25 protein-coding genes and 1 other RNA gene are annotated in these 20467 nt (G+C 66.2%); 13 read left to right on the top strand and 13 right to left on the bottom strand.

Annotation, left to right across the window (positions count from 1 at the left end):
- Positions 1 to 86: 86 nt before the first annotated feature.
- Together gap and tkt are read right to left on the bottom strand one after the other, a co-directional pair.
- Positions 87 to 1094: a type I glyceraldehyde-3-phosphate dehydrogenase gene (gene gap / locus AUP43_RS15165; RefSeq protein WP_067558919.1), complete on the bottom strand. Its 1008-nt coding sequence runs from the start codon at positions 1092 to 1094 to the stop codon at positions 87 to 89.
- A gap of 39 nt (positions 1095 to 1133) precedes the next feature.
- Positions 1134 to 3125 (bottom strand): transketolase, encoded by a 1992-nt coding sequence (tkt, locus tag AUP43_RS15160; RefSeq protein ID WP_067558917.1) that lies wholly within the window; start codon positions 3123 to 3125, stop codon positions 1134 to 1136.
- A 501-nt stretch (positions 3126 to 3626) separates the two neighbouring features.
- Here tkt and AUP43_RS15155 point away from each other — a divergent pair.
- The 7 genes from AUP43_RS15155 to AUP43_RS15130 all read left to right on the top strand — a co-directional run bounded on the left by AUP43_RS15155 (position 3627) and on the right by AUP43_RS15130 (position 7887).
- Complete coding sequence (locus tag AUP43_RS15155; protein WP_067558914.1) at positions 3627 to 3866, top strand: DUF4164 family protein; 240 nt, start codon at positions 3627 to 3629, stop codon at positions 3864 to 3866.
- A 1-nt stretch (position 3867) separates the two neighbouring features.
- Entirely contained in the window at positions 3868 to 4191 is a 324-nt protein-coding gene (locus AUP43_RS15150; RefSeq protein WP_067558911.1) for a cell division protein ZapA, read from the top strand.
- An 11-nt stretch (positions 4192 to 4202) separates the two neighbouring features.
- Positions 4203 to 4365: non-coding RNA, 6S RNA (ssrS, locus tag AUP43_RS15145), on the top strand.
- Positions 4366 to 4391: 26 nt separating this feature from the next.
- Positions 4392 to 4979, top strand: coding sequence for a 5-formyltetrahydrofolate cyclo-ligase (locus AUP43_RS15140; RefSeq protein ID WP_067558908.1), 588 nt, complete (start codon positions 4392 to 4394; stop codon positions 4977 to 4979).
- A gap of 14 nt (positions 4980 to 4993) precedes the next feature.
- Positions 4994 to 5167: a hypothetical protein gene (locus AUP43_RS19110; protein ID WP_157089377.1), complete on the top strand. Its 174-nt coding sequence runs from the start codon at positions 4994 to 4996 to the stop codon at positions 5165 to 5167.
- 82 nt (positions 5168 to 5249) lie between these two features.
- The gene (locus AUP43_RS15135; RefSeq protein ID WP_067558906.1) at positions 5250 to 6680 is read left to right on the top strand and encodes a homospermidine synthase; all 1431 of its coding nucleotides are present in this window, start codon (positions 5250 to 5252) and stop codon (positions 6678 to 6680) included.
- A gap of 73 nt (positions 6681 to 6753) precedes the next feature.
- On the top strand, positions 6754 to 7887 hold the full coding sequence (locus tag AUP43_RS15130) for a type III PLP-dependent enzyme (RefSeq protein WP_067558903.1): 1134 nt from the start codon (positions 6754 to 6756) through the stop codon (positions 7885 to 7887).
- Positions 7888 to 7987: 100 nt separating this feature from the next.
- Here the strand turns inward: AUP43_RS15130 and AUP43_RS15125 are convergent, their stop codons facing one another.
- From AUP43_RS15125 to AUP43_RS15115, 3 genes are read right to left on the bottom strand one after another with little or no spacing between them, the layout of a single operon-like run.
- Entirely contained in the window at positions 7988 to 8266 is a 279-nt protein-coding gene (locus AUP43_RS15125; RefSeq protein ID WP_067558900.1) for a hypothetical protein, read from the bottom strand.
- A 20-nt stretch (positions 8267 to 8286) separates the two neighbouring features.
- Positions 8287 to 10809: an ABC transporter permease gene (locus AUP43_RS15120; protein ID WP_067558897.1), complete on the bottom strand. Its 2523-nt coding sequence runs from the start codon at positions 10807 to 10809 to the stop codon at positions 8287 to 8289.
- Positions 10806 to 11555 (bottom strand): ABC transporter ATP-binding protein, encoded by a 750-nt coding sequence (locus AUP43_RS15115; RefSeq protein WP_067558893.1) that lies wholly within the window; start codon positions 11553 to 11555, stop codon positions 10806 to 10808. The genes AUP43_RS15120 and AUP43_RS15115 overlap by 4 nt, the downstream gene beginning before the upstream one ends.
- Here AUP43_RS15115 and AUP43_RS15110 point away from each other — a divergent pair.
- On the top strand, positions 11554 to 12315 hold the full coding sequence (locus AUP43_RS15110) for an arylesterase (protein ID WP_084462842.1): 762 nt from the start codon (positions 11554 to 11556) through the stop codon (positions 12313 to 12315). The two genes, AUP43_RS15115 and AUP43_RS15110, sit on opposite strands and share 2 nt — an antisense overlap.
- Before the next feature lie 71 nt (positions 12316 to 12386).
- On the opposite strand, the gene AUP43_RS15105 is transcribed toward AUP43_RS15110, so the two are convergent.
- Both AUP43_RS15105 and AUP43_RS15100 read right to left on the bottom strand, forming a co-directional pair.
- Positions 12387 to 13052, bottom strand: a complete 666-nt coding sequence (locus AUP43_RS15105; RefSeq protein ID WP_067558890.1) for a ChrR family anti-sigma-E factor — start codon at positions 13050 to 13052, stop codon at positions 12387 to 12389.
- A 2-nt stretch (positions 13053 to 13054) separates the two neighbouring features.
- Positions 13055 to 13606, bottom strand: a complete 552-nt coding sequence (locus tag AUP43_RS15100; protein WP_067558887.1) for a sigma-70 family RNA polymerase sigma factor — start codon at positions 13604 to 13606, stop codon at positions 13055 to 13057.
- Between the two features lie 277 nt (positions 13607 to 13883).
- Between AUP43_RS15100 and AUP43_RS15095 the strand changes: the two genes are divergently transcribed.
- Entirely contained in the window at positions 13884 to 14420 is a 537-nt protein-coding gene (locus AUP43_RS15095) for an invasion associated locus B family protein (RefSeq protein WP_067558884.1), read from the top strand.
- Here AUP43_RS15095 and AUP43_RS15090 read toward each other — a convergent pair whose 3' ends face one another.
- From AUP43_RS15090 to AUP43_RS15075, 4 genes are all read right to left on the bottom strand, one after another.
- Positions 14421 to 14852: a hypothetical protein gene (locus AUP43_RS15090; RefSeq protein WP_198154929.1), complete on the bottom strand. Its 432-nt coding sequence runs from the start codon at positions 14850 to 14852 to the stop codon at positions 14421 to 14423.
- 2 nt (positions 14853 to 14854) lie between these two features.
- On the bottom strand, positions 14855 to 15133 hold the full coding sequence (locus tag AUP43_RS15085) for a type II toxin-antitoxin system HicA family toxin (RefSeq protein WP_198154928.1): 279 nt from the start codon (positions 15131 to 15133) through the stop codon (positions 14855 to 14857).
- A gap of 41 nt (positions 15134 to 15174) precedes the next feature.
- On the bottom strand, positions 15175 to 16200 hold the full coding sequence (locus AUP43_RS15080; RefSeq protein WP_067558876.1) for an aspartate-semialdehyde dehydrogenase: 1026 nt from the start codon (positions 16198 to 16200) through the stop codon (positions 15175 to 15177).
- 135 nt (positions 16201 to 16335) lie between these two features.
- Positions 16336 to 16878, bottom strand: coding sequence for a hypothetical protein (locus AUP43_RS15075; RefSeq protein ID WP_067558873.1), 543 nt, complete (start codon positions 16876 to 16878; stop codon positions 16336 to 16338).
- A 94-nt stretch (positions 16879 to 16972) separates the two neighbouring features.
- On the opposite strand from AUP43_RS15075, the gene AUP43_RS15070 reads away from it, so the two are divergent.
- Positions 16973 to 17455: a YcgN family cysteine cluster protein gene (locus tag AUP43_RS15070; protein WP_456093697.1), complete on the top strand. Its 483-nt coding sequence runs from the start codon at positions 16973 to 16975 to the stop codon at positions 17453 to 17455.
- 15 nt (positions 17456 to 17470) lie between these two features.
- Here the strand turns inward: AUP43_RS15070 and AUP43_RS15065 are convergent, their stop codons facing one another.
- On the bottom strand, positions 17471 to 17797 hold the full coding sequence (locus tag AUP43_RS15065) for a hypothetical protein (protein ID WP_157089376.1): 327 nt from the start codon (positions 17795 to 17797) through the stop codon (positions 17471 to 17473).
- A gap of 66 nt (positions 17798 to 17863) precedes the next feature.
- A complete protein-coding gene (locus tag AUP43_RS15060; RefSeq protein ID WP_067558867.1) occupies positions 17864 to 18262 on the bottom strand; it encodes a DUF2306 domain-containing protein in 399 nt (132 codons plus the stop codon).
- Positions 18263 to 18437: 175 nt separating this feature from the next.
- Here AUP43_RS15060 and AUP43_RS15055 point away from each other — a divergent pair, with 175 nt between their 5' ends.
- The 3 genes from AUP43_RS15055 to AUP43_RS15045 all read left to right on the top strand — a co-directional run bounded on the left by AUP43_RS15055 (position 18438) and on the right by AUP43_RS15045 (position 20422).
- Complete coding sequence (locus AUP43_RS15055; RefSeq protein WP_067558922.1) at positions 18438 to 18677, top strand: (2Fe-2S)-binding protein; 240 nt, start codon at positions 18438 to 18440, stop codon at positions 18675 to 18677.
- Positions 18678 to 18818: 141 nt separating this feature from the next.
- The gene (gene bfr / locus AUP43_RS15050; protein ID WP_067558864.1) at positions 18819 to 19298 is read left to right on the top strand and encodes a bacterioferritin; all 480 of its coding nucleotides are present in this window, start codon (positions 18819 to 18821) and stop codon (positions 19296 to 19298) included.
- Between the two features lie 167 nt (positions 19299 to 19465).
- Positions 19466 to 20422 (top strand): 3-hydroxyacyl-CoA dehydrogenase, encoded by a 957-nt coding sequence (locus tag AUP43_RS15045; protein WP_067558860.1) that lies wholly within the window; start codon positions 19466 to 19468, stop codon positions 20420 to 20422.
- The last annotated feature ends 45 nt before the right edge of the window (positions 20423 to 20467 follow it).

The raw sequence follows: 20467 nt of genomic DNA, 5'->3' as shown, positions 1-20467 counted from the left end.
GGGTGAGGGGAGACCGGCGCGCCGCCTTAAACGAAAACCCCCGGCGCTGGGGCCGGGGGTGTCCGTCAGTCCGAGGGGTCCGAGGCTCAGATCAGCTTGGCGATGGCGCCGGCGGTGTCGAGCATGCGGTTGGAGAAGCCCCATTCATTGTCGTACCAGCTCATGACGCGAACCAGGCGCTTCTCGATCACCTTGGTTTCGGCCAGATCGACGGTCGAGCTGAACGGCGAGTGGTTGAAGTCGACCGAGACCAGCTTTTCGGTGTTGGTGGTCAAGATGCCCTTCAGCTTGCCGTCGGCGGCGGCGGCAATCGCCTTGTTCACGGCATCAGGCGTGGTGTCGCCCTTGGCGATGAACTTGAAGTCGATGACCGAGACATTGGCGGTCGGCACGCGGATCGAGGTGCCGTCCAGCTTGCCGGCCAGCTCCGGCAGCACCAGGCCGACGGCCTTGGCCGCACCCGTCGAGGTCGGGATCATCGACATCGCGGCCGCACGGGCGCGATGCAGATCCTTGTGCAGCGAATCGACGGTGTTCTGGTCGCCGGTATAGGCGTGGATCGTGGTCATGAAGCCGGATTCGATGCCGATGGCCTCATGCAGCACGGCGGCAACCGGCGCCAGGCAGTTGGTGGTGCAGGACGCGTTCGAGACGATGACATGGTCCTTGGTCAGCTTGTCGTGGTTCACGCCATAGACAACCGTGATGTCGGCACCGGTGGCGGGGGCCGAGATCAGCACGCGCTTCGCGCCCGCCGTCAGATGCATCCCGGCCTTCTCCTTGTCGGTGAAGATGCCGGTGCATTCGAAGGCGATGTCGACGTTCAGCTCCTTCCAGGGCAGCTTGGTCGGGTCGCGTTCTGCGGTCACCTTGATCTTGCCGGTGCCGAGGTCCATCCAGTCATCGCCGGTGGTCACGGTGCCGGGGAAGCGGCCATGCACGGAATCGTAGCGCAGCAGATGCGCGTTCGCCTCGACCGGGCCCAGATCGTTGATCGCCACGACCTGCAGATCCTTGCGGCCGCTTTCATGCAGGGCACGAAGCACGAGACGGCCGATGCGACCGAAACCGTTGATTGCGACACGGGTTGCCATCAATTCCTCCAAACTGAAACGGGACGTTTTCTTCTGGTCTTAGATACGGGCTTTCGCGGCGGCTGCAACCGCATCCGCGGTAATGCCGAAATGCTTGTACAGCGCAGGCGCGGGGGCGGAGGCGCCGAAGCCGGTCATGCCGACGAAGCAACCGCCGGCCCCGGTATAGCGTTCCCAGCCGAAGCCCAGCGCCGCTTCCACGGCGATGCGCGGGCAGTCGCCCAGCACCTGGGCGCGGTAGCTTTCCGGCTGCGCGTCGAACAGCTCCCAGCAGGGCAGGGAGACGACGGCGGCCCCAATGCCCTCGGCCTTCAGCTTGTCGCGCGCTTCCATGGCCAGCGAGACTTCCGAGCCGGTGCCGATCAGCGTCACCTGGCGCTTGCCCTCGGCCTCGGCCAGGACATAGCCGCCCTTGGCCGTCAGGTTTTCCGACGCATGCGTGGTGCGCAGCGTCGGCAGGGCCTGGCGGGTCAGGCTGATGATCGACGGGGTGCCGGTCGATTGCAGGGCGATCTGCCAGGCCTCGGCGGTTTCCACCGTGTCGGCCGGGCGGAACACGTTCAGGTTCGGGATCGCGCGCAGGGCGGCCAGATGCTCGACCGGCTGATGGGTCGGTCCATCCTCGCCCAGGCCGATGGAATCATGCGTCATGATGTAGATGACGCGCAGCCCCATCAGCGCCGACAGGCGGATGGCCGGGCGGCAATAATCGGTGAACACCATGAAGGTGCCGCCGAACGGAATGACGCCGCCATGCAGCGCCAGGCCGTTCATCGCCGCCGCCATGCCATGCTCGCGGATGCCGTAATGGATATAGCTGCCGCGATAGTCGCCGGCCTTCACGATGGCGGCTTCCTTCGCCTTGGTGTTGTTCGAGCCGGTCAGGTCGGCCGAGCCGCCGATCAGCTCCGGCAGCACCGGGGCCAGCGCGTCGATCACCCGCTGCGAGGACATGCGGGTGGCGATCTTCGGCTTTTCCTCGACGACGGCCTTCTTGAACGCCTCCACCGCCTGGTCGAAACCCGCCGGCAGCGTGCCGGCCAGCACGCGATCCAGCTCCTCCTGAATGTCGGAGCCGAGATCGTCCACGCGCTCCTGCCACGCCAGGCGCGCGGTCTCGCCGCGCTTGCCCACGGCGCGCCAGGCGCTCAGCACATCCTCGGGAATCTCGAAGGGCGGGAAGTCCCAGCCCAGCTTGGCGCGCGCGCCGGCGATCTCCTCGGCGCCCAGCGGCGAGCCGTGGGTGGCGGCGCTGCCCTGCTTCTTCGGCGCGCCATAGCCGATGATGGTCTTGCAGGCGATCAGCGACGGCGTATCGCTGGCCCGCGCCTTGGCGATGGCCGCCTCGATGGCCTTCGGGTCGTGGCCGTCGATGGCCTGAACGTCCCAGCCGGCGGCCTTGAAGCGGGCGAGCTGGTCTTCCGAGGTGGTCAGATCGACCGGGCCGTCGATGGAGATGCCATTATCGTCGAACAGCACGATCAGCTTGGAGAGCTTCAGATGCCCGGCGAGCGTGATCGCCTCCTGGCTGATGCCCTCCATCAGGCAGCCATCGCCGGCGACGACATAGGTGTAGTGATCGACCAGATCGTTGCCGAAGCGGGCATTCAGGATGCGTTCGCCCAGCGCGAAGCCGACCGAGGTGGCGATGCCCTGGCCCAGCGGGCCGGTCGTGGTCTCGATGCCCGGCGCATGGCCATATTCCGGATGGCCGGCGGTCATGCTGCCCAGTTGACGGAAATTCCTGATCTGCTCGATGGTCATTTCCGGATAGCCGGTCAGATAAAGCAGCGAGTAGAGCAGCATGGAGCCGTGGCCGGCCGACAACACGAAACGGTCGCGGTCGGCCCAGCCGGGCTGGGCGGCATCGAATTTCAGGAATTTCGAATACAGCACGGTGGCCACGTCGGCCATGCCCATCGGCATGCCGGGATGGCCGGAATTCGCCGCCTCGACGGCATCCATGGAAAGCGCGCGGATGGCGTTCGCCATGCGGTCATGCGCGATCGTCGGGGAGGTCTGGACGGTCATGGCGGCCTGCTGTGTTTTATGTATACGAAAAACCCGCGCCGGACCCGGTCCGGGGCGATCATGCCTTACAAGAGCGCCTGGAAAATGCCGCCGCGTCCGTCCCGCGTCAACCCGCCTTCACGCAAGGCTGCGCCGCAGGGAGGCTGGGGCCACCGCAAATTACTGATATCCGAGGCGCGGCGCCGGGAATAAAGCCGCCGATCCCTTCCCGAAAGGCGGTAGTGTCTCAGTTTGGAATCCTGCCCTGCGGGATCGGCCTGTCTTGCTGTCTGTCACCCCCGGGCTTGACCCGGGGGTCCAGGAGCGGTGCCCTGCCTGTAACGTCACGGAACGCGGCCCCTGGATTGCCGGGTCAAGCCCGGCAATGACAGATGAGGAACAGGAAGGCCGGGTTTCAAACCGAGACACTGCCCGAAAGGCGGTTCGGTTGACGGGCGGCGGCCTGCGCGCCTATCTTGCGCGATCATTTGTCATCCACCGTCGAAGGACCGCCCGTCGCCCATGTCCAGCAGCCCCGCCATCGATGCCGCCATGAGCCGGCTGTCCCAGGCCATCGACCGGCTGGAGCAGGCGGCGGCGCAGCCCCGGCCGGCAGCGCAGAACGAGGCCCAGAACGGGGCGCTGCAGGCGGAACTGGCGGAGATGCAGGCGCGCTATGCCGAGCTGACGCAGGTGACCAACAACGTCACCCAGCGGCTGGACAGCGCCATCGACCGCCTGAAGCTGGTTCTGGAGAACTGATTTGGCCTCCGTCGAAGTGTCCATCAATGGCCGTTTCTACCGCATCGCCTGCGAGGATGGGCAGGAATCGCGCCTGATCAAGCTGGCCGCCATGGTCGACGAGAAGGTGGCGGGGCTGGTCGAGCAGGTCGGCCAGGTGGGCGATTCCCGGTTGCTGGTGATGGCCAGCCTGCTGATCGCCGACGAGATCGAGGATTTGCGCCTGGAGACGAACGGCGGAATCGCCGGCGGCAATAGCGCTTTGCCCGAAGCCGAGGTCGCCGCGGCCATCGCCGGCATGGCTGAGCGGATAGAGCGTATTGCGGCGACGCTTGAGAGGCCCTAGATAGAAGTGGGCGGCTGCTGCGCGGTTCGAGCAAGGTCGCTGAAGTCCCCGGGCCCAATGCTCATCTCCAGGGAACTGCCTCTGTCGAGGTCGAGGCTTCGTTACGCGGTGCCCACCTGCGTAAGCAGGGCCAGAGAGGACGAGCATATGACCGACGGCCGAGGCGGCAGCGCCCATCTTTCCCTCCGTCCGCCCGATTGATGCGGCGGCAGGATATCCACGACGCGAAGGCCGAATTGCGCGCCACCGCCAAGCTGCGGCGGCGCGTCGCCCATCGCGATGCGCCGCAGGCGGGCCAATTGCTGGCCGCGCGGCTGGCGGCCGAGGCCCCGCCGCCGGCGGGGGCGGTGATCTCCGGCTACTGGCCGATGGCCGATGAACTGGACGTGATGCCCGCCCTGCGCCATTTCGCCGGGGACGGCCACCGCCTGTGCCTGCCGGTCACGCCGAAACGCGGCCTGCCGCTGACCTTCCGGGCCTGGGCGCCGGGCGACGCCATGGCGCGCGGCGTTTGGGACATTCCCGTGCCGCGCGAGGATGCGCCGGTGCTGGAGCCGGATTATCTGCTGGTGCCGCTGCTGGCGTTCGACAAGGCGGGCAACCGGCTGGGCTATGGCGGCGGCTTCTATGACCGCACGCTGGCGCTGCTGCGATCGCGCAAGAGCGTGGTCGCCGTCGGCGTCGCCTTCGCGGCGCTGGAAGTGCCGGTGGTGCCGCACGAGGATACCGACGAGGCGCTGGACTGGATCGTCACCGAGCGGGCGGCGATCCGGATTTCCGGCTGTTAAGAGAGCGAGGATCGATGCGTTTGCTGTTTCTGGGCGATGTGGTGGGCCGTCCCGGCCGCCAGGCGGTCGCCGACGGGCCGCTGCTGGCGACGCCGGGCCATCCCGGCGCCGGCGAGGAGCCGGCCGCCTTCACCGCGCCGCTGCATGTCGCCGGCGGCCGGCGGCCCAAGCTGCGGGCCGTCGCCTGAACTTTCACCTGACAACGATAAATCCGCGCGGGCCGGGATCAGGAGCCGGCCCCGCAGTTCAAGGAACGGAGATACACTGAGAATGACGGAATACACGCGCCATACCGCTTTCGGCGGGCGACTCGTGATGGTTGGCTTCGGCAGCATCGGCCAGGGCGTGCTGCCGCTTATCCTGCGGCACATTGACATGCCGAAGGACAAGATCGTCATCATCACCGCCGAGGAGAAGGGCAAGCAGGTTGCCGAGGCGTATGGCGTGGAATTCCGTGTCGAGCCGGTGACCCGCGAGAATTATCGCGAGCTGGTCGGCAAGGAGATCGGCAAGGGCGACTTTCTGCTGAACCTGTCGGTCGACGTCTCCTCCATCGCGCTGGCCGAGCTGGCGCGCGACAAGGGTGCGCTCTATCTCGACACCTGCATCGAGCCCTGGGTCGGCGGCTATACCGATACCTCGCTGCCGCCCTCGCTGCGCTCCAACTACGCGCTTCGCGAGGAGTTCCTGTCGAAGCGCCGGCCGGGCCACAAGGATCCGACCGCGGTCATCACCCATGGCGCCAATCCGGGGCTGGTGTCGCATTTCGTGAAGCAGGCGATGCTGAACATCGCCAAGGATACCGGCGTGAAGGCCGATGTGCCGACCGACCGCGCGGGCTGGGGCAAACTCGCCAAGGAGCTCGGCGTGAAGGTCATCCACATCGCCGAGCGCGACACCCAGGTGACGAACAACCCGAAGAAGGTCGGCGAGTTCGTGAATACCTGGTCGATCGACGGCTTCGTCTCGGAAGGCTCGCAGCCGACCGAGCTGGGCTGGGGCACGCACGAGAAGCACTGGCCGTATAACGCCAGCCGGCACGCTTTCGGCTGCGATGCCGCGATCTTCCTGAACCGGCCGGGCGCCAGCACCCGCGTGCGCACCTGGACGCCGACCGAGGGCCATTTCCACGGCTTCCTCATCACCCATAGCGAGGCGATCTCGATTGCCGACTATTTCACGGTGACGGAAGCGACCGGCGCGGCCCAGGCGGTGACCTACCGGCCGACCGTGCACTACGCCTATCACCCGTGCGACGACGCCGTCATGTCGGTGCACGAGCTGGCGGGCAAGAACTGGCAGCAGCAGCCGAACCAGCGGCTGATCGTCGACGAGGTCGTCAGCGGCATCGACGAGCTGGGCGTGCTGCTCGCCGGCCATAAGAAGAACGCTTACTGGTACGGCTCGCAGCTCTCCATCGGGGAAGCGCGCAAGCTGTGCCCGCACAACAACGCCACCTCGCTGCAGGTCACCGTCGCCGTTCTCGGCGGCCTGGTCTGGGCGATGGAGAACCCGCAGGAAGGCATCGTCGAACCCGACGAGATGGACTTCCAGCGGGTGCTCGAAGTCTGCATGCCCTATCTCGGCCCGGTGGTCGGCGCTTACAGCGACTGGACGCCCCTGGAAGGCCGGGGCGTGCTGTTCGCCGAAGATGTCGATTACGACGATCCGTGGCAGTTCAAGAACGTGCTGGTCGCCTGACCAAGACGGAAGAGTTGCGTACCTGAACCGTATTTTTTACGCCGCCTCACCAGCGGTTTGGGAGAGTAGAGAGATGAACGAAAAGATTGCCCGCTTCCTCGCCGAGCGACGAGTCGAGACCCCGTTCCTGGTCGTCGATCTGGATGTCGTCGAGGAGAATTACCAGGCCCTGCGGGCAGCGCTGCCGGACGCCAAGATTTTCTACGCCGTGAAGGCGAACCCGGCCCCGCAGATCCTGCAGCGGTTGAACAGCCTCGGCTCCAATTTCGATACCGCGAGCGTGGTCGAAATCCAGGACGCCTTGGCGGCCGGCGCGACGCCGGATTGCATCTCCTATGGCAACACGATCAAGAAGCAGTCGGACATCGCCAAGGCGCATGCGCTGGGCGTCGATCTGTTCGCCTTCGACAGCGAGGCCGAGCTGGCGAAGATCGCCGAATCCGCGCCGGGCGCGCGGGTGTTCTGCCGCATCCTGACCTCGGGTGAAGGGGCCGACTGGCCGCTGTCGCGCAAGTTCGGCTGCGAGCCGGAAATGGCGTTCGACCTGCTGGTGAAGGCGGCCGATATGGGCGTGGTGCCCTACGGCATTTCCTTCCATGTCGGTTCGCAGCAGCGCGACCCGCTGCAGTGGGACGCGGCCATCGCCACCTGCGCCAAGCTGTTCCAGGATCTGGAGCATCGCGGCATCATGCTGCGCATGGTCAATCTGGGCGGCGGCTTCCCGACCCGCTACATGAAGGACATGCCGACCCCGGCCGATTACGGGCAGGCGATCGCCGATTCGATGCGCAACCATTTCGGCAACCGTATCCCGGAGACGATCATCGAGCCGGGCCGCGGCATGGTCGGCAATGCCGGCGTCATCGAGTCCGAGGTGGTCCTGATCTCGCGCAAGTCGGCGAGCGAGACGAAGCGCTGGGTCTATCTCGACATCGGCAAGTTCGGCGGCCTGGCCGAGACGATGGACGAGGCGATCAAGTACCCGCTGACCTTTGACCGCGATCTGACCGCCGAGGGCGAGGCCGTGGTGCTGGCCGGCCCGACCTGCGACAGTGCCGACGTGCTGTACGAGAAGGAGGAGTACAAGCTGCCGCTCGACCTCGCCATCGGCGACCGGGTGCGCATCGGCTCCACCGGGGCCTACACGACGACCTACTCGGCCGTCGCCTTCAACGGCTTCAAGCCGCTGGCCTCCTACTACATCTGAGGCGGCCCAGAAAAGAACGGGCGCCCTGAGGGAGCGGGGCGCCCGTTCTTGCGTTCTGTGCGCGGCGTCTCGAAGGGCAAGGTGGCAAGCGCCGCCTTCTTTACAGCGTCAGGGTCTCCGGATTGCTTTCTGGAGCGGGCGCGCGTTTGCGCGGCGGCTCCTCGCTGCGCGGGATGACGATGTTGCCCTTGTCGTCGAGATAGGGCACGCCATAGCGCTGCATCTCCTCGACGATGCCGCGCAGCGCCTCCATGATCGTTATCGCCCCCTCCCGCAGACTCTCGACCGGGGCGTCCAGGGGGGCGACCGGGGATTCGGCCCGGGCGGGCAAGCCGGCGGCGACAAGCAGCAGGGCGGATGCAAGCAGCAGGCGGAACATGGGCGCCTCCGGAGCGGGCTCTACTCGTTGCGCAGCAGCGGAGCGGCCTTCTGGCCGAGCGCCCGCCACGTGCCGAAAAGGCCGAAGACAACGGTGATCAGGGTACACAGCAATGATGTCCAAATCACGGCTCCGGGGGCGAACACGAAGTCGGACTTCATGACGAAGGTCAGCACCGCCCAGGAGGCGATTGTGCCGACCACCGCCGCGATGGCGGCGATCATGATGCCCAGCAGCCCGTATTCCAGCAGGAACGCGCCGATCACGTTGCGCCGGGTCGCCCCCAGCACCTTCAGCACAACGGCGTCATAGACCCGCCGGTGATGGCCGGCGACCACCGCCCCGCCCAGCACCAGCGTGCCGGCCAGGATGGCGACCGAGGCGGTGATGCGCACCGCGCTGCCGACCGCCTGCAGGATACGGTTCGCCGCCTCCAGCGCGTCCTTCACGCGGATTGCGTTCACGTTCGGCAGCGCATCGGTGACGGCGCGCTGCACCGCTTCCTCCGCCACCGGCCCGTCCGTGTTCACCGTGGCGATGATGGAATGCGGGGCCGCCTCCAGCGTGCCCGGCGCGAAGACGATGACGAAATTGATCGACAAGGTGCCCCAGTCGATGCGGCGCAGATTATGGATCGTGGCAGTGATCTCCCGCCCCAGCACATTGACGGTGAGCTGGTCGCCGATGCCGACGCCGAAGCCGGCGGCGATCTCGGCATCCAGCGAGATCAGCGGCGGGCCCTGATAATCCGCCGGCCACCAGTCGCCGGCGACGATCTGCGCGCCCGGCATCGGTTCGGCGGCGTAGGTCAGGCCCCGGTCGCCGCGCAGCGCCCAGCGCACTTCCGGATCGACCGCCACCTGGTCGCCCGGCACGCCGTTGATCCGGGCGATGCGGCCGCGCACCATCGGCGTGCGCTCAACGTTGGAGACGCCCGGCACGTCATCGACGATCTGCTGGAACTGCGACACCTGGTTGGGCTGGATATCGATGAAGAAATAGCTGGGGGCCTGCTCCGGCAGGTTCTCGGTCACCTGGCGCGACATGTTTTGCTGCGTCAAGGCCACGGCGATCAGCACCGTCAGCCCCAGCCCCAGCGATAGCGCGATGCTGGAGGTCGGCGCGCCCGGCCGATGCAGATTGGCCAGCGCCAGGCGCAGCGTCGGGCGCTTTGGCCGGCCGACCGCGCCGACGCCCTTCATCAGCAGCCAGGCGGCCCCCAGGAAGACGATCACCGCGCCCAGCGAGCCGGCGACGAACCAGCCGGCCAGCAGCCGGTCGCTGGAGGAGAAGATGGCCAGCGCCGCCAGCGCGATGCCCGATACGCCCAGCGCCAGCAGATAGGGCAGGCGCGGCGCGCCGCCATCGGCCGCCGTGAGCTGGCGGAACAGGGCGGCGGGCTTGATCTCCATCGCCCGCGCCAGCGGCCAGAGCGAGAAGGCCAGCGCCGTCAGCAGCCCGAACAGGGTGGCCAGGCCCAGCGGCCCCCAATAGAGCGCGGCCACCACTTTCACCGGCAGCAGCTGGTTCAGCACGGCGGCGGCCGCGAAGGGCAGCAGCGCGCCGACGACCAGCCCGGCCAGGATGCCGCCGGCCGCCAGGATCATCACCAGCGCCAGATAGGCGCGGAACACGGTCTGCCCTTCGGCCCCCAGGCATTTCAGCGTGGCGATGGTCGCGGTCTTGCCTTCCAGATAGCTCTTCACCGCATTGCCGACGCCGACGCCGCCGACCAGCAGCGCGGTCAGGCCAACCAGCGTCAGGAATTGCGCGATGCGGTCGATGAAGCGGCGCAGGCCGGGGGCGGCCTGGTCGACGCCGCGCACCCGCCAGCCATTCTCGTTGGCGTAGAGCTGGCGATATTCCGCCATCCAGGCGTCGCGGTTCACGCCGGAGGGCAGGGTGAGGCGGTAATTATACTCGATCAGCGTGCCGGGCTGCACCAGGCCGGTCTCGGGCAATGCCGCATTGGCGATCATCACCCGCGGCCCGAAGCTGGCGAAGCTGACCGCGCGGTCCGGCTCCAGGGCGATGGTGGCGCGGACTTCCACATCCAGCTCGCCGATGCGGATGCGGTCGCCCAGGGCGACATCCAGCCGGTCGAGCAGATTGGCGTCGATGGCGGCGCCCCAGACGCCGCCGCGATTCTCCAGCGCGGCGGCGACCGGCATGTCCGGTTCCAGCGCCAGGGAGCCGACCAGCGGATAGGCCCCATCGACCGATTTCAACTCGGCCAGCGTGCGCTGATCGCCATTCGGGTTGCGCGCCATTGAGCGCATGTCGGTGACCAGCGAGACCGACCCCTGCCCGCGCAGATAGGCCAGCGCGTCGTCGGTGATCGGCCGGTGGACGGATTCGATGTCGATATCGCCGCCCAGAATGTTGCGGGCGTCGGCGCGCAAGCCCGCCAGCAGCGAATCGGCGACCGAGCCGACGCCGGCGATGGCGGCGACGCCCAGCATCAGGCAGGCCAGGAAGATGCGGAAGCCCTTCAGCCCGCCGCGCAGCTCGCGCCGCGCTAAAGTCAGCCAGATCGGGCTCATGCGTTGGCGGCCGGGCGAAGGGCGGCGGCGGCGGTGCGCTCGTCGGCGCTGACCCGGCCATCGGCCAGATGCACCATGCGGTCGCAGCGCCGCGCCAAATCGAGATCGTGGGTGATCAGCACCAGCGTGGTGCCGTAGCGGGCCTTCAGGCTGAACATCAGCTCGATCACCTGCTCGCCGGTGGTGCCGTCCAGATTGCCGGTCGGTTCGTCCGCCAGTAGCAGGGCGGGGCCGGCGACAAAGGCGCGGGCCAGTGCCACGCGCTGCTGTTCGCCGCCGGAAAGCTGGTCGGGATAATGCGTGAGGCGGTGGCCCAGCCCGACCGCGCGCAACCCTTCCTCGGCGCGCTCGAAGGCGTCGGCCGATCCGGCCAGCTCCAGCGGAATGGCGACATTCTCCAGGGCGCTCATGGTCGGCACCAGGCGGAAGGCCTGGAACACGATGCCGACCTTGGCGCGGCGGAACAGGGCAAGCTGATCCTCGCTCATGCGGCCGAGATCCTGCCCGGCGACGACCACCTTGCCGCTGCTGGGCCGCTCCAGCCCGGCCATCAGCATCATCAGGGTGGATTTGCCCGCCCCCGAGGGACCGACGATGGCGATGCTCTCGCCGGCCGGCACCGTCAGGTCAATTCCGCGCAGGATGTTGACCTCGCCCGCCCCGCTTCTCAAGTTAAGCTGCACCTGGGCCAGCTCGATCAAGGGCGCCGCCCGGCCCGATGAGCCCGTCGAGGAGAAGGAAGTCATGTCGAATACCTGCTGTTTCCAGAACGAAGGGGGAAGCCCGGTGGGCGTTGCCGGCGGCTTCCTCGACCGCTTGAACAACAGCCTTCGATATGGCCCGGCCGCTCGGATATTCAACGCAGGCCGGCGGCTGATTCCGTCGCTGGCGCTGGCCGTTTCCCTGGGGCTGGCGTCAAGCCTCGCGAGCGCCGCGTCAGCCAGGGCGGAGACCGTGCTGCTGGGGTTGGGCGACAGCCTGATGGCCGGCTATGGCCTGCCGGCGGAGGAATCCTTCACCGCCCAGCTCGAAGCGGCGCTGAAAGCCAAGGGGCACGATGTGCGGGTGGCGAATGCCGGGGTGTCCGGCGACACCACGGCCGGCGGGCTGGCGCGGCTCGACTGGGCGCTGGCCGAGAAGCCGGACGCCGCCATCGTCGAGTTGGGGGCCAATGACGGCATGCGCGGCCTGGCCCCGGAACAGCTCTACAGCAATCTCGACGCCATCCTGACCCGCTTCGAGAAGGAGGGCGTGCCCGTGCTGCTGGCCGGCATGCTGGCCCCGCCGAATTACGGCAAGGAATATGGCGACGCCTTCAAGGCCGCCTATGACCGGCTGAGCGAGAAGCATGACGTCGTTTTCTACCCGTTCTTTCTGGAGGGCGTCGCCGCCGAAAGGCAGATGAATCAGGGCGACGGCATCCATCCCAACAAGGAGGGGGTGGCCATCATCGTCGAGCGCATCCTGCCGAAGGTGGAGGAGCTGCTCGGCAAGGTGGACGGGTAGAGCCAGGAGGAAGAGTGCGCCGTGCCGGAGAGGGGAATGGCACGGCGCTATGCGTTACGGCAGGGGGATGCCTAGTAACGCATAAAGATGTTCAGGAAGCGGCCGACCGGGCCGGTAAGTTTCAGCGGGCCATCGGTGATCGCCAGGCAATAGCAATCGTCCCCCGGATCGGCGATTGGCTGGTGCACCACATCGCCATCGGCGATGCTGACATCGCCCCGACCGAAACGGCCAATGCCGTCGCTGAAGCTGCCGCCCAGCACCAGGGTCAGTTCGCTGCCGTCATGCGTGTGCTGCGGCACGCCGCATCCGCCGCGGATACGGTAGAACCGGGTCTTGAAGCCCTCGGCCCCGCCAATGTCGAGCTCGACCTGATGCACCCCGCGGCCAATCGATGACCAGGCCAGCGCGTCCAGGCTTGCGCCAAGATGGCTGCGCAGCGGTTCCGGGATCAGCCGGCGGGTCGTCTCGTCGAAGACCTGTGGCTGGCGGCGGATGCGGCTCTCCGGCGCCGTCGGCTCGTCGAGCCGGTCCAGCACCGATTGCAGCAAGTCAGGCGCGACGGCGCTGGGGGCGGCGCTGTCGAGCAGCGCGCCGCCCAGCGCTTCATAGGCGGCGACCTTGGCCCGGCATTCCGGGCAGAGGGCCAGATGGGTTGCAACCAGAAGGCTCAGCGGCTGGCTGGCGCTGCCGGCCGCGTAATCCATCAGATATTCGTCGTTCAAATGGTGCTGCATCTCTAAATCGACTCTTTCTGCAAACCCTGGCGAAGCTTGTCCAGGGCAAGGCGGATGCGCGATTTCACCGTCCCCAGGGGCAGGTCGCTCTCCGCCGCGATCGTGCTGTGCGACTTATCCTCGAAATAGGCCTGCCGCAGCAGGCTCGCCTGTTCTTCGGGAAGCGTCGTCAGAACCCGCTTCACAGCGTCCGCACGCTGCGAATCGGCCATCGCCTCGTCGGCCGCCTTCGGTGCGTCGGGCACCAGGGCGGGGTCCTCCGGGTCGATCTGCGGCCGGCGCACCCGGCGTAACGCATCGATGCGCTTGTTGCGCGCGATGGTGAATATCCAGGTGCTGGCGCTGGCCTGGGAGGGGTCGAACGTCTCGGCCCGCCGCCACACCACCAGCATCGCTTCCTGGACCACCTCGTCGGCCATCTCGCCGCCGGCGCCGATGCGCACCAGATAGGTCTTCAGCCGGGGGGCGAAATGCGCGAACAGGGCCGCAAAGGCGTCCCTGTCCCGGTTCCGTCCGACGGCAACCAATAATTCCTCGCAGACCTGTGCCGACATCGACCTCATCTCACGCTTACGCTTCGCGCCCTTCTGGACAGCGCCTTTATTTAAAGGGCCGGCCAACCGGCTCACAAGCTGAACCGGCCCGAGGCGACGACACGTTTGCGTGTGTATATCGATGTTTGCTTCCACAGTGACCTTCTACGAAGACCGCTCGCGGGCGGATCAGCGCTGCCCCAAAAATGTTCGATTTTCCGCTTAGAACCGCATCCAATCGCTCCTGCGCCGTGATCCTGGGTTGGCAGGCTTCCCGCACTCGATTAGGTTACCCGCCATGATGAGACTGACGCGCATCCTCACTTTTTGCTGCGCCGCGGCCGTCGCCGCTCCCGCCCTTCTGTCGGGAGGGGCAGCCTTCGCCCAGCAGCCCAAGCAGATCGGCACATACAGTGCCTGGAGCGCCTTCACCTATCAGGAAGATGGCGGGCTGGTCTGCTACATCGTCAGCGAGCCGACCAAGGACGAGGGCGATTACAACAGCCGGGGCAAGATCTACACGCTGGTTACCCACCGGCCGGCGAAGAAGACCGTCGGCGTGGTCAGCGTGGTCGCCGGCTACCAATATGCCGATGGCAGCGAAACCGGCCTCGCCATCGGTTCCTCCAGCTACAAGCTGTTCACCGTGGACGATCACGCCTGGGCCGCAACGGCGGCCGACGACAAGGCAATCGTCGACGCCATGAAGAAGGGCGCCAGCATGGTGGTGAAGGGCAAATCCTCGCGCGGCACGCCGACGACCGACACCTATTCCCTGAACGGCTTCACCAAGGCCTATGAGGAAATCAGCAAGGCCTGCAAGGTCTCCGGCTGATCAGGCGGCGCTGCGGCTGTCGATCACCAGCCGGCGTCCCAGCAGGGTAAGCGCAGCCTCGATCCCATCGATATGCGAGCGGTGGTCGAGATCGAGCAGCCGGCGCACGGTATTTTCCGATACATCCATGCGGCGCGCCAGCTCCACCCGCGACAAACCGGCTTCCTTCAACGCAACATAGAGGGCGAGCTTGGCGGCGATCAGCGCCGGCAAGGCGATCATCCTCTCCCCCTTTCGCGGGGGGGAGGGGGCCGGAATAGGGCGGTCGAGTTCTATATAGCCGCCCAGCGCAGCGATCAGCGCATCGGCGGCTTCCGCCTCGGCGGCGCTTTCGTCCCCCACCTCGGTCAGCGCTTCCGGCGCATCCCGGAAGCGCACCAGGATCGAACCATCCTCCTGGGGGGCCAGTGTGGCGGGGTATTCCAGCAACACGATCATTCTCCTCGTTTCAGGCGCTTGGGGTCGATACCAAGCTGGCGGCACAGCGCCATCAGCAAGCCCTCGCCAATCTCCTTGCGCCGATCCTTCAGCGTGGTGAATTTGTCACCGACATGAAGCCGGGCATGACTGCCCTTGCCATGCCGTTCATCCAGCCTTACGGCCCAGCCTTCGCTCTCGGCAATCCGCCGGACACGGCGCAGGAATTCATTTCCATCCACGGCAGGCAGTTTCGCACATATGTGTGCGACCGCAAACGAAAACAGCCCCGCCATGGGGCGGGGCTGCGTTCCGGGCTGGTTGAAGGCCAGGCCTATCAGGCGGCCTTGCGCAAATGCGACTGGATCAGCGTTTCGGCGATCTGCACGGCGTTCAGGGCAGCGCCCTTGCGCAGATTGTCGGCGACGCACCAGAAGGCCAGGCCGTTCTTCACGGTCGGGTCCTTGCGGATGCGGCTGATATAGACCGCGTCCTCGCCGGCGCATTCCTGCGGGGTGACATAGCCTTCGGCGGCGCGGTGGTCGACCACGGTGACGCCCGGCGCGTTCTGCAGGATATTGCGGGCCTCGTTCTCGTCGATCGGCTTCTCGGTCTCGATGGTGATCGCCTCGGCATGGCCGACGAAGACCGGCACGCGCACGCAGGTGGCGAACACCTCGATGGCGGGATCGAGGATTTTCTTGGTCTCGACCCGCATCTTCCACTCTTCCTTGGTCGAGCCGTCATCCATGAACATGTCGATATGCGGGATGACGTTGAAGGCGATCTGCTTGGTGAAGACTTCCTTGGTCGGCGTATCGTTCACATAGATGCCGCGGGTCTGGCTGAACAGCTCGTCCATGCCCTCCTTGCCCGCGCCGGAGACCGACTGGTAGGTGGAGACGATCACCCGCTTGATCTTGAAGCGGTCATGCAGCGGCTTCAGCGCGACGACCATCTGGATGGTCGAGCAGTTCGGATTGGCGATGATGTTGCGCTTGGTGTAACCGGCGATCGCCTGCGGGTTCACCTCCGGCACGATCAGCGGCACGTCCGGGTCCATGCGGAACTGCGAGGTATTGTCGATCACGACCGCGCCGGCCTTGCCGGCACGCGGCGCATGCACGGCGGAGACTTTCGCCCCCGGCGAGAACAGCGCGATATCGATGCCTTTGAAGTCGTATGTGTCCAGATTCTGGACCTTCAGGGTTTTCTCTTCGCCGAACGATACCTGCTGCCCGGCCGAACGCTCGGATGCAAGCGCGACGACATCGTCGGCCGGGAAGTTACGCTCGGCCAGGGTGGTGAGCATCTCGTGCCCGACCGCTCCCGTGGCGCCGACAACCGCAACTCTGTAGCCCATGATGGACTCCCGTTTTTCAAAGGCGTGGTTAAAGTAAGACCCGTTGAAATACGCGCTCGACGGGTCCATTGCAACATTAGGCTTGCTGCGAAATCCAAGGGGGCGTCATGCGGGAAACGCGGTCGTTGACCCTTCTTAGCGGCCGCCCTCGTCGCCGCCGGCGCCGCCGAAGCCGAAGGGCCGGTTGAAGGCGACCCGGTCGCCGCCGGTCTGCTGCAGCGTCAGGCTGCGGATATCCACCGTCACATCGCCGGCATGGCGCACGCAGATGCTGCCCATGACGCTGTCGCTGCTGTCGATCCGCAACGGCCCTATCGCGCCCTCGGCGAGGTCCTTCAGGCTTTGCTGGCTGAAGCGCTCCACCGTCAGGCGGAAATCGGCGCACCAGCTATCCTCCATCGTGTCGAAGGCGTTCAGCCCCTTGCTGAGCACCACCTGATGGCCGAGGCTGGGACGAAACCGCACATTCGACATGAAGGCCCCGCGATAGACCTCGACCAGCTGCACCGCCAGCCGGCCGGGATCGTAATAGCCTTCGGGATATTTCAGATTGGCCGAGATATAGGCTCCGGCCTGGGCCAGCGCGTCGCTGCCGGTGAAGCGTTTCGCCGCATGCGCCGGCGACGCCGCCAGCATCGAGGCGAGAAGGGCGAGGGCGAGCGTCCTGGCTGCGCGCATCCGCGCTCCTTTCATCAGCAGGCGATGATGGAGACTAGCAGCAATTTGCCGCGCCTGCCATCCGGCCAGCGGCTGACGATCCGGTCGATCCGGTGTGGCGGCGCGCGAACCGAGCGCCTATGGTGCGGCGATGGACCAGCAGGAACCGTTCTGGCGGCGCAAGTCGCTGAAGGAAATGACCAAGGCGGAGTGGGAATCGCTCTGCGACGGCTGCGGCAAATGCTGCCTGCTGAAGCTGCTGGACGAGGATAGCGGCGCGGTCGACTACACCGACGTGTCCTGCAAGCTGCTCGATACGGCCAGTTGCCGCTGCACCGACTATAAGCGCCGCAACCGGCTGGTGCCGGGCTGCGTGGTGCTGTCGCCGGGCACGCTGGAGCATCTGCCCTGGATGCCGTCGAGCTGCGCCTACCGGCTGCTGCATGAAGGCAAGCCGCTGGCCTGGTGGCACCCGCTGGTCTCCGGCGAGCGCGACAGCGTGCACAAGGCCGGCATGTCGGTGCGCCACCGGGTGATCCCGGAGCAGCTGGTCGAGGAGGACGATCTGGAAGACCACATCGTCACTTGGCCACGCTAGCTTAATGGGGCCACGCTAGCCGCGCAGCCGCTGGATCGTGGCGTCGGATACCTCGTGGTGCTGGATGACGCAATTATCGCGCAGCAGCAGGATGGTCCAGACCTGCATGCCGGGATAGCGCGTCAGCAGCACTGTGTCGGGATCGAAATTCGTTTTCTCGCCATCGCTATTATAGCGTTCCACGAACCTGTCCCGCTCAGCCCCGGTCAGGGTCACCTGCTCCAGGGTGGAGGACAGGCGCGGCTTCGGGATGCAGCGCAGCGGTTCGTGCGATTGGGCGGCGGCCGGCAGGGCCGCCAGCAGCAGCGACAGGACCAGCAAGGGGCGGGCGGGGAAGGGCAAAACGGGCCTCCGTCTGTCGGAATCACCCCGCCTACCTAGCGCAGATTGCCGGCGAGTTCGAGGCTTTCAGCCGCCGAACATCACCCGATGCATGATCCGGCCCGGCAGGAAGGTGAAAAGCCCGGCGATCACCAGCGCGCCCAGGAAGGTCGCCAGCATGTTGTAGCGGTGTGCCTGCACATTGCCGCGCCGTATATGGAGAATTGCCATGAACAGCGTGTAGCAGGTGACGATCGATAGCAGATGAATCCAGCTGAAGCCCATGAACTGGTTCAACTCGTGAATCCAGAAGGCGGAAATCGCCACCACCAGCATCAGCGCCACCCAGATGCGGCCCATCGCCTTGTGCGTGGCCGTGCCCTTGGGCCGCGCCAGCACCGCGAGGCCCAAGAGAAACGCCGCCATCGCCGTCCAGGCATGCAGCTGGATGGGCAGCGGGGCGGCGAGGAGGGGGGCGAAGCTCATGGCGCATTCCTCTCGAACGGAAGGCCCATCTTAGCGCGACGTTATCCACCGATAAACCGATGGAAATGGGTCGCTGTCGTCAACCGGACCGTGTCTCGGAATGATTCGCAATCTTATTGACAGTCATTCTCGCTCGCAGCATATGATGGGCGTCCGCAGCCGGAGCGCCGAACATATGTATGTCTGCATCTGCAATGCGATCAGCGACCGCCGCGTGCGCGCCGTCATCGAAGACGGGGCCGCGACCGTAGGCCAGGTCTACCGCGCCTGCGGCAGCCAGCCGCAATGCGGGCGCTGCCGGACGACCATCTGCGACATGCTGGGCGAGCGCCGCGCCGCGTCTAATGCCGCGCCGCTGGGCCTTGGCCTGCAGCCGGCCTTGACGATAGCGGGGGCGATGGCCGGCGGCGACTAAGTCGCGGTTGCTTTGTTATTGATTATCACTCTCCGTTAATCTTTGATTTTATTGGGATTTTCTGTCCCAACCCGCTTTCCAGCCGGAACCAACTGCGGTATATCCTGTTCCTAATGCAGTAACAGGCCGGTGGAGTGCGCGATGAAGGGCGATGCGAAGGTTATTCAGCATCTGAACAAGATTCTGTTCAACGAGCTGACGGCGATCAACCAGTACTTCCTGCATTCGCGGATGCTCCGCAATTGGGGCATCGATTATCTCGCGAAGAAGGAATACGAGGAATCCATCGACGAGATGAAGCATGCGGACAAGCTGATCGAGCGGATTCTGTTCCTCGAAGGCCTGCCCAACTTGCAGGATCTCGGCAAGCTGATGATCGGCGAGGATGTCACGGAACTCCTCGAATGCGACCTGAAGCTGGAGCAGGCGGGCATCCCGGATTTGCGCGACGCCATCCAGCATTGCGAGAGCGTGCGCGACTATGGCAGCCGTGAATTGCTGGTCGATATTCTGGAGAGCGAGGAGGAGCATATCGACTTCCTCGAAACCCATCTGGAAATGATCGGCCGCATGGGCCTGCAAAACTACATTCAGCTGCACAGCAAGCCCGCCGAGGATTGACCGGCGGCGCGGCGCGCCAGATGCGACAAGGGGCCTTCGGGCCCCTTTTTCTTTGCCCGGCCGTCGTCTTCCATCGTGTCTTCCGAGCGTGCGCTGTTGTGTGGCCGCGGCCGGGCGGTTTAGCATCCAGGCACTTGCTCGATACCCACCAAACAAGAAAGCGAGCCATGAGCGGAGGAACCAAGGATGCCGTCGCCGTCATCGGCGCCGGCCTGATCGGATGGGCCTGGGCGATCTGCTTCGCCCGCGCCGGGCATGCGGTGAAACTGTACGATGTCAGCCAGCCGGCGCTGGAGGCGGCGCTGGGGCTGATCGAGACCGCCCTGCACGATCTGCGCGACAATGGCCTGCTGGACGATCCGGCGGCGGCGCAGGCGCGGATATCCACGGCGGCGACGCTGGAGGAGGCGCTGGCCGGCGTCGCCTATGTGCAGGAGAATGTGCGCGAGACGGTGGAGGCGAAGCAGGAAATCTTCGCCGCGCTGGACCGCATCGCCGATCCCGCCGCCATCCTCGCCTCCTCCTCCTCCAACATCCGCGCCTCGCTGTTCACCGAGACTCTGCCGGGCCGGGCGCGCTGCCTGGTGGCGCATCCGGCGAACCCGCCGCATCTGGTGCCCATCGTCGAGCTGTCGCCCGCGCCCTGGACCGATCCGGCCGTGGTGGACCGCGCCCGCGCGCTGCACGATGCCGCCGGCATGTCGGCGATCCTGGTGCGCAGGGAAGTGCCGGGCTTCATCCTGAACCGGTTGCAGGGCGCCTTGCTGGCCGAGGCCTTCAAGCTGGTCGCAGACGGCTATGCCTCGGCCGAGGATGTCGACAAGACGATCAAGGACGGGCTGGGCCTGCGCTGGGCCTTTATGGGGCCGTTCGAGACCATCGACCTGAACGCGCCGGGCGGCATCGCCGATTACATCGACCGCTACGCCCCGATGTATTGGGATATGCAGGAGATGCAGGCGACCCCGCGCCGCTGGGACGAGCCCCTGCGCGACGCGCTGGAATCCGAGCGCCGCGACGCCCTGCCCGCCGACCGGCTGGGCGACCGCCAGGCCTGGCGCGACCGCCGCCTGATGGCCTTGCTGGCCCACAAGCGCGCCGCGGCGAAGGAGATCGGGGAGTAGGACTCCTCTTATTGTCATTGCCGGGCTTGACCCGGCAATCCAGGG

Source organism: Oceanibaculum pacificum (assembly GCF_001618175.1).
GTDB classification, from domain to species: domain Bacteria; phylum Pseudomonadota; class Alphaproteobacteria; order Oceanibaculales; family Oceanibaculaceae; genus Oceanibaculum; species Oceanibaculum pacificum.
The sequence above is the reverse complement of the archived record's forward strand: the minus strand, read 5'-3'. Positions and strand labels throughout refer to the sequence as shown.

Bases quoted from the DNA above. Each gene is read 5' to 3' on its own strand.
- AUP43_RS19110 (WP_157089377.1), top strand. From the start codon at position 4,994: ATGCGTTTGCTGTTTCTGGGCGATGTGGTGGGCCGTCCCGGCCGCCAG.
- AUP43_RS15075 (WP_067558873.1), bottom strand. From the start codon at position 16,878: ATGCGCGCAGCCAGGACGCTCGCCCTCGCCCTTCTCGCCTCGATGCTG.
- bfr (WP_067558864.1), top strand. From the start codon at position 18,819: ATGAAGGGCGATGCGAAGGTTATTCAGCATCTGAACAAGATTCTGTTC.
- AUP43_RS15045 (WP_067558860.1), top strand. From the start codon at position 19,466: ATGAGCGGAGGAACCAAGGATGCCGTCGCCGTCATCGGCGCCGGCCTG.
- tkt (WP_067558917.1), bottom strand. From the start codon at position 3,125: ATGACCGTCCAGACCTCCCCGACGATCGCGCATGACCGCATGGCGAAC.
- AUP43_RS15130 (WP_067558903.1), top strand. From the start codon at position 6,754: ATGAACGAAAAGATTGCCCGCTTCCTCGCCGAGCGACGAGTCGAGACC.
- AUP43_RS15120 (WP_067558897.1), bottom strand. From the start codon at position 10,809: ATGAGCCCGATCTGGCTGACTTTAGCGCGGCGCGAGCTGCGCGGCGGG.
- AUP43_RS15115 (WP_067558893.1), bottom strand. From the start codon at position 11,555: ATGACTTCCTTCTCCTCGACGGGCTCATCGGGCCGGGCGGCGCCCTTG.
- AUP43_RS15110 (WP_084462842.1), top strand. From the start codon at position 11,554: ATGTCGAATACCTGCTGTTTCCAGAACGAAGGGGGAAGCCCGGTGGGC.
- AUP43_RS15055 (WP_067558922.1), top strand. From the start codon at position 18,438: ATGTATGTCTGCATCTGCAATGCGATCAGCGACCGCCGCGTGCGCGCC.
- AUP43_RS15155 (WP_067558914.1), top strand. From the start codon at position 3,627: ATGTCCAGCAGCCCCGCCATCGATGCCGCCATGAGCCGGCTGTCCCAG.
- AUP43_RS15125 (WP_067558900.1), bottom strand. From the start codon at position 8,266: ATGTTCCGCCTGCTGCTTGCATCCGCCCTGCTGCTTGTCGCCGCCGGC.
- AUP43_RS15080 (WP_067558876.1), bottom strand. From the start codon at position 16,200: ATGGGCTACAGAGTTGCGGTTGTCGGCGCCACGGGAGCGGTCGGGCAC.
- AUP43_RS15135 (WP_067558906.1), top strand. From the start codon at position 5,250: ATGACGGAATACACGCGCCATACCGCTTTCGGCGGGCGACTCGTGATG.
- AUP43_RS15095 (WP_067558884.1), top strand. From the start codon at position 13,884: ATGATGAGACTGACGCGCATCCTCACTTTTTGCTGCGCCGCGGCCGTC.
- gap (WP_067558919.1), bottom strand. From the start codon at position 1,094: ATGGCAACCCGTGTCGCAATCAACGGTTTCGGTCGCATCGGCCGTCTC.
- AUP43_RS15085 (WP_198154928.1), bottom strand. From the start codon at position 15,133: ATGGCGGGGCTGTTTTCGTTTGCGGTCGCACACATATGTGCGAAACTG.
- AUP43_RS15105 (WP_067558890.1), bottom strand. From the start codon at position 13,052: ATGCAGCACCATTTGAACGACGAATATCTGATGGATTACGCGGCCGGC.
- AUP43_RS15140 (WP_067558908.1), top strand. From the start codon at position 4,392: ATGCGGCGGCAGGATATCCACGACGCGAAGGCCGAATTGCGCGCCACC.
- AUP43_RS15100 (WP_067558887.1), bottom strand. From the start codon at position 13,606: ATGTCGGCACAGGTCTGCGAGGAATTATTGGTTGCCGTCGGACGGAAC.
- AUP43_RS15060 (WP_067558867.1), bottom strand. From the start codon at position 18,262: ATGAGCTTCGCCCCCCTCCTCGCCGCCCCGCTGCCCATCCAGCTGCAT.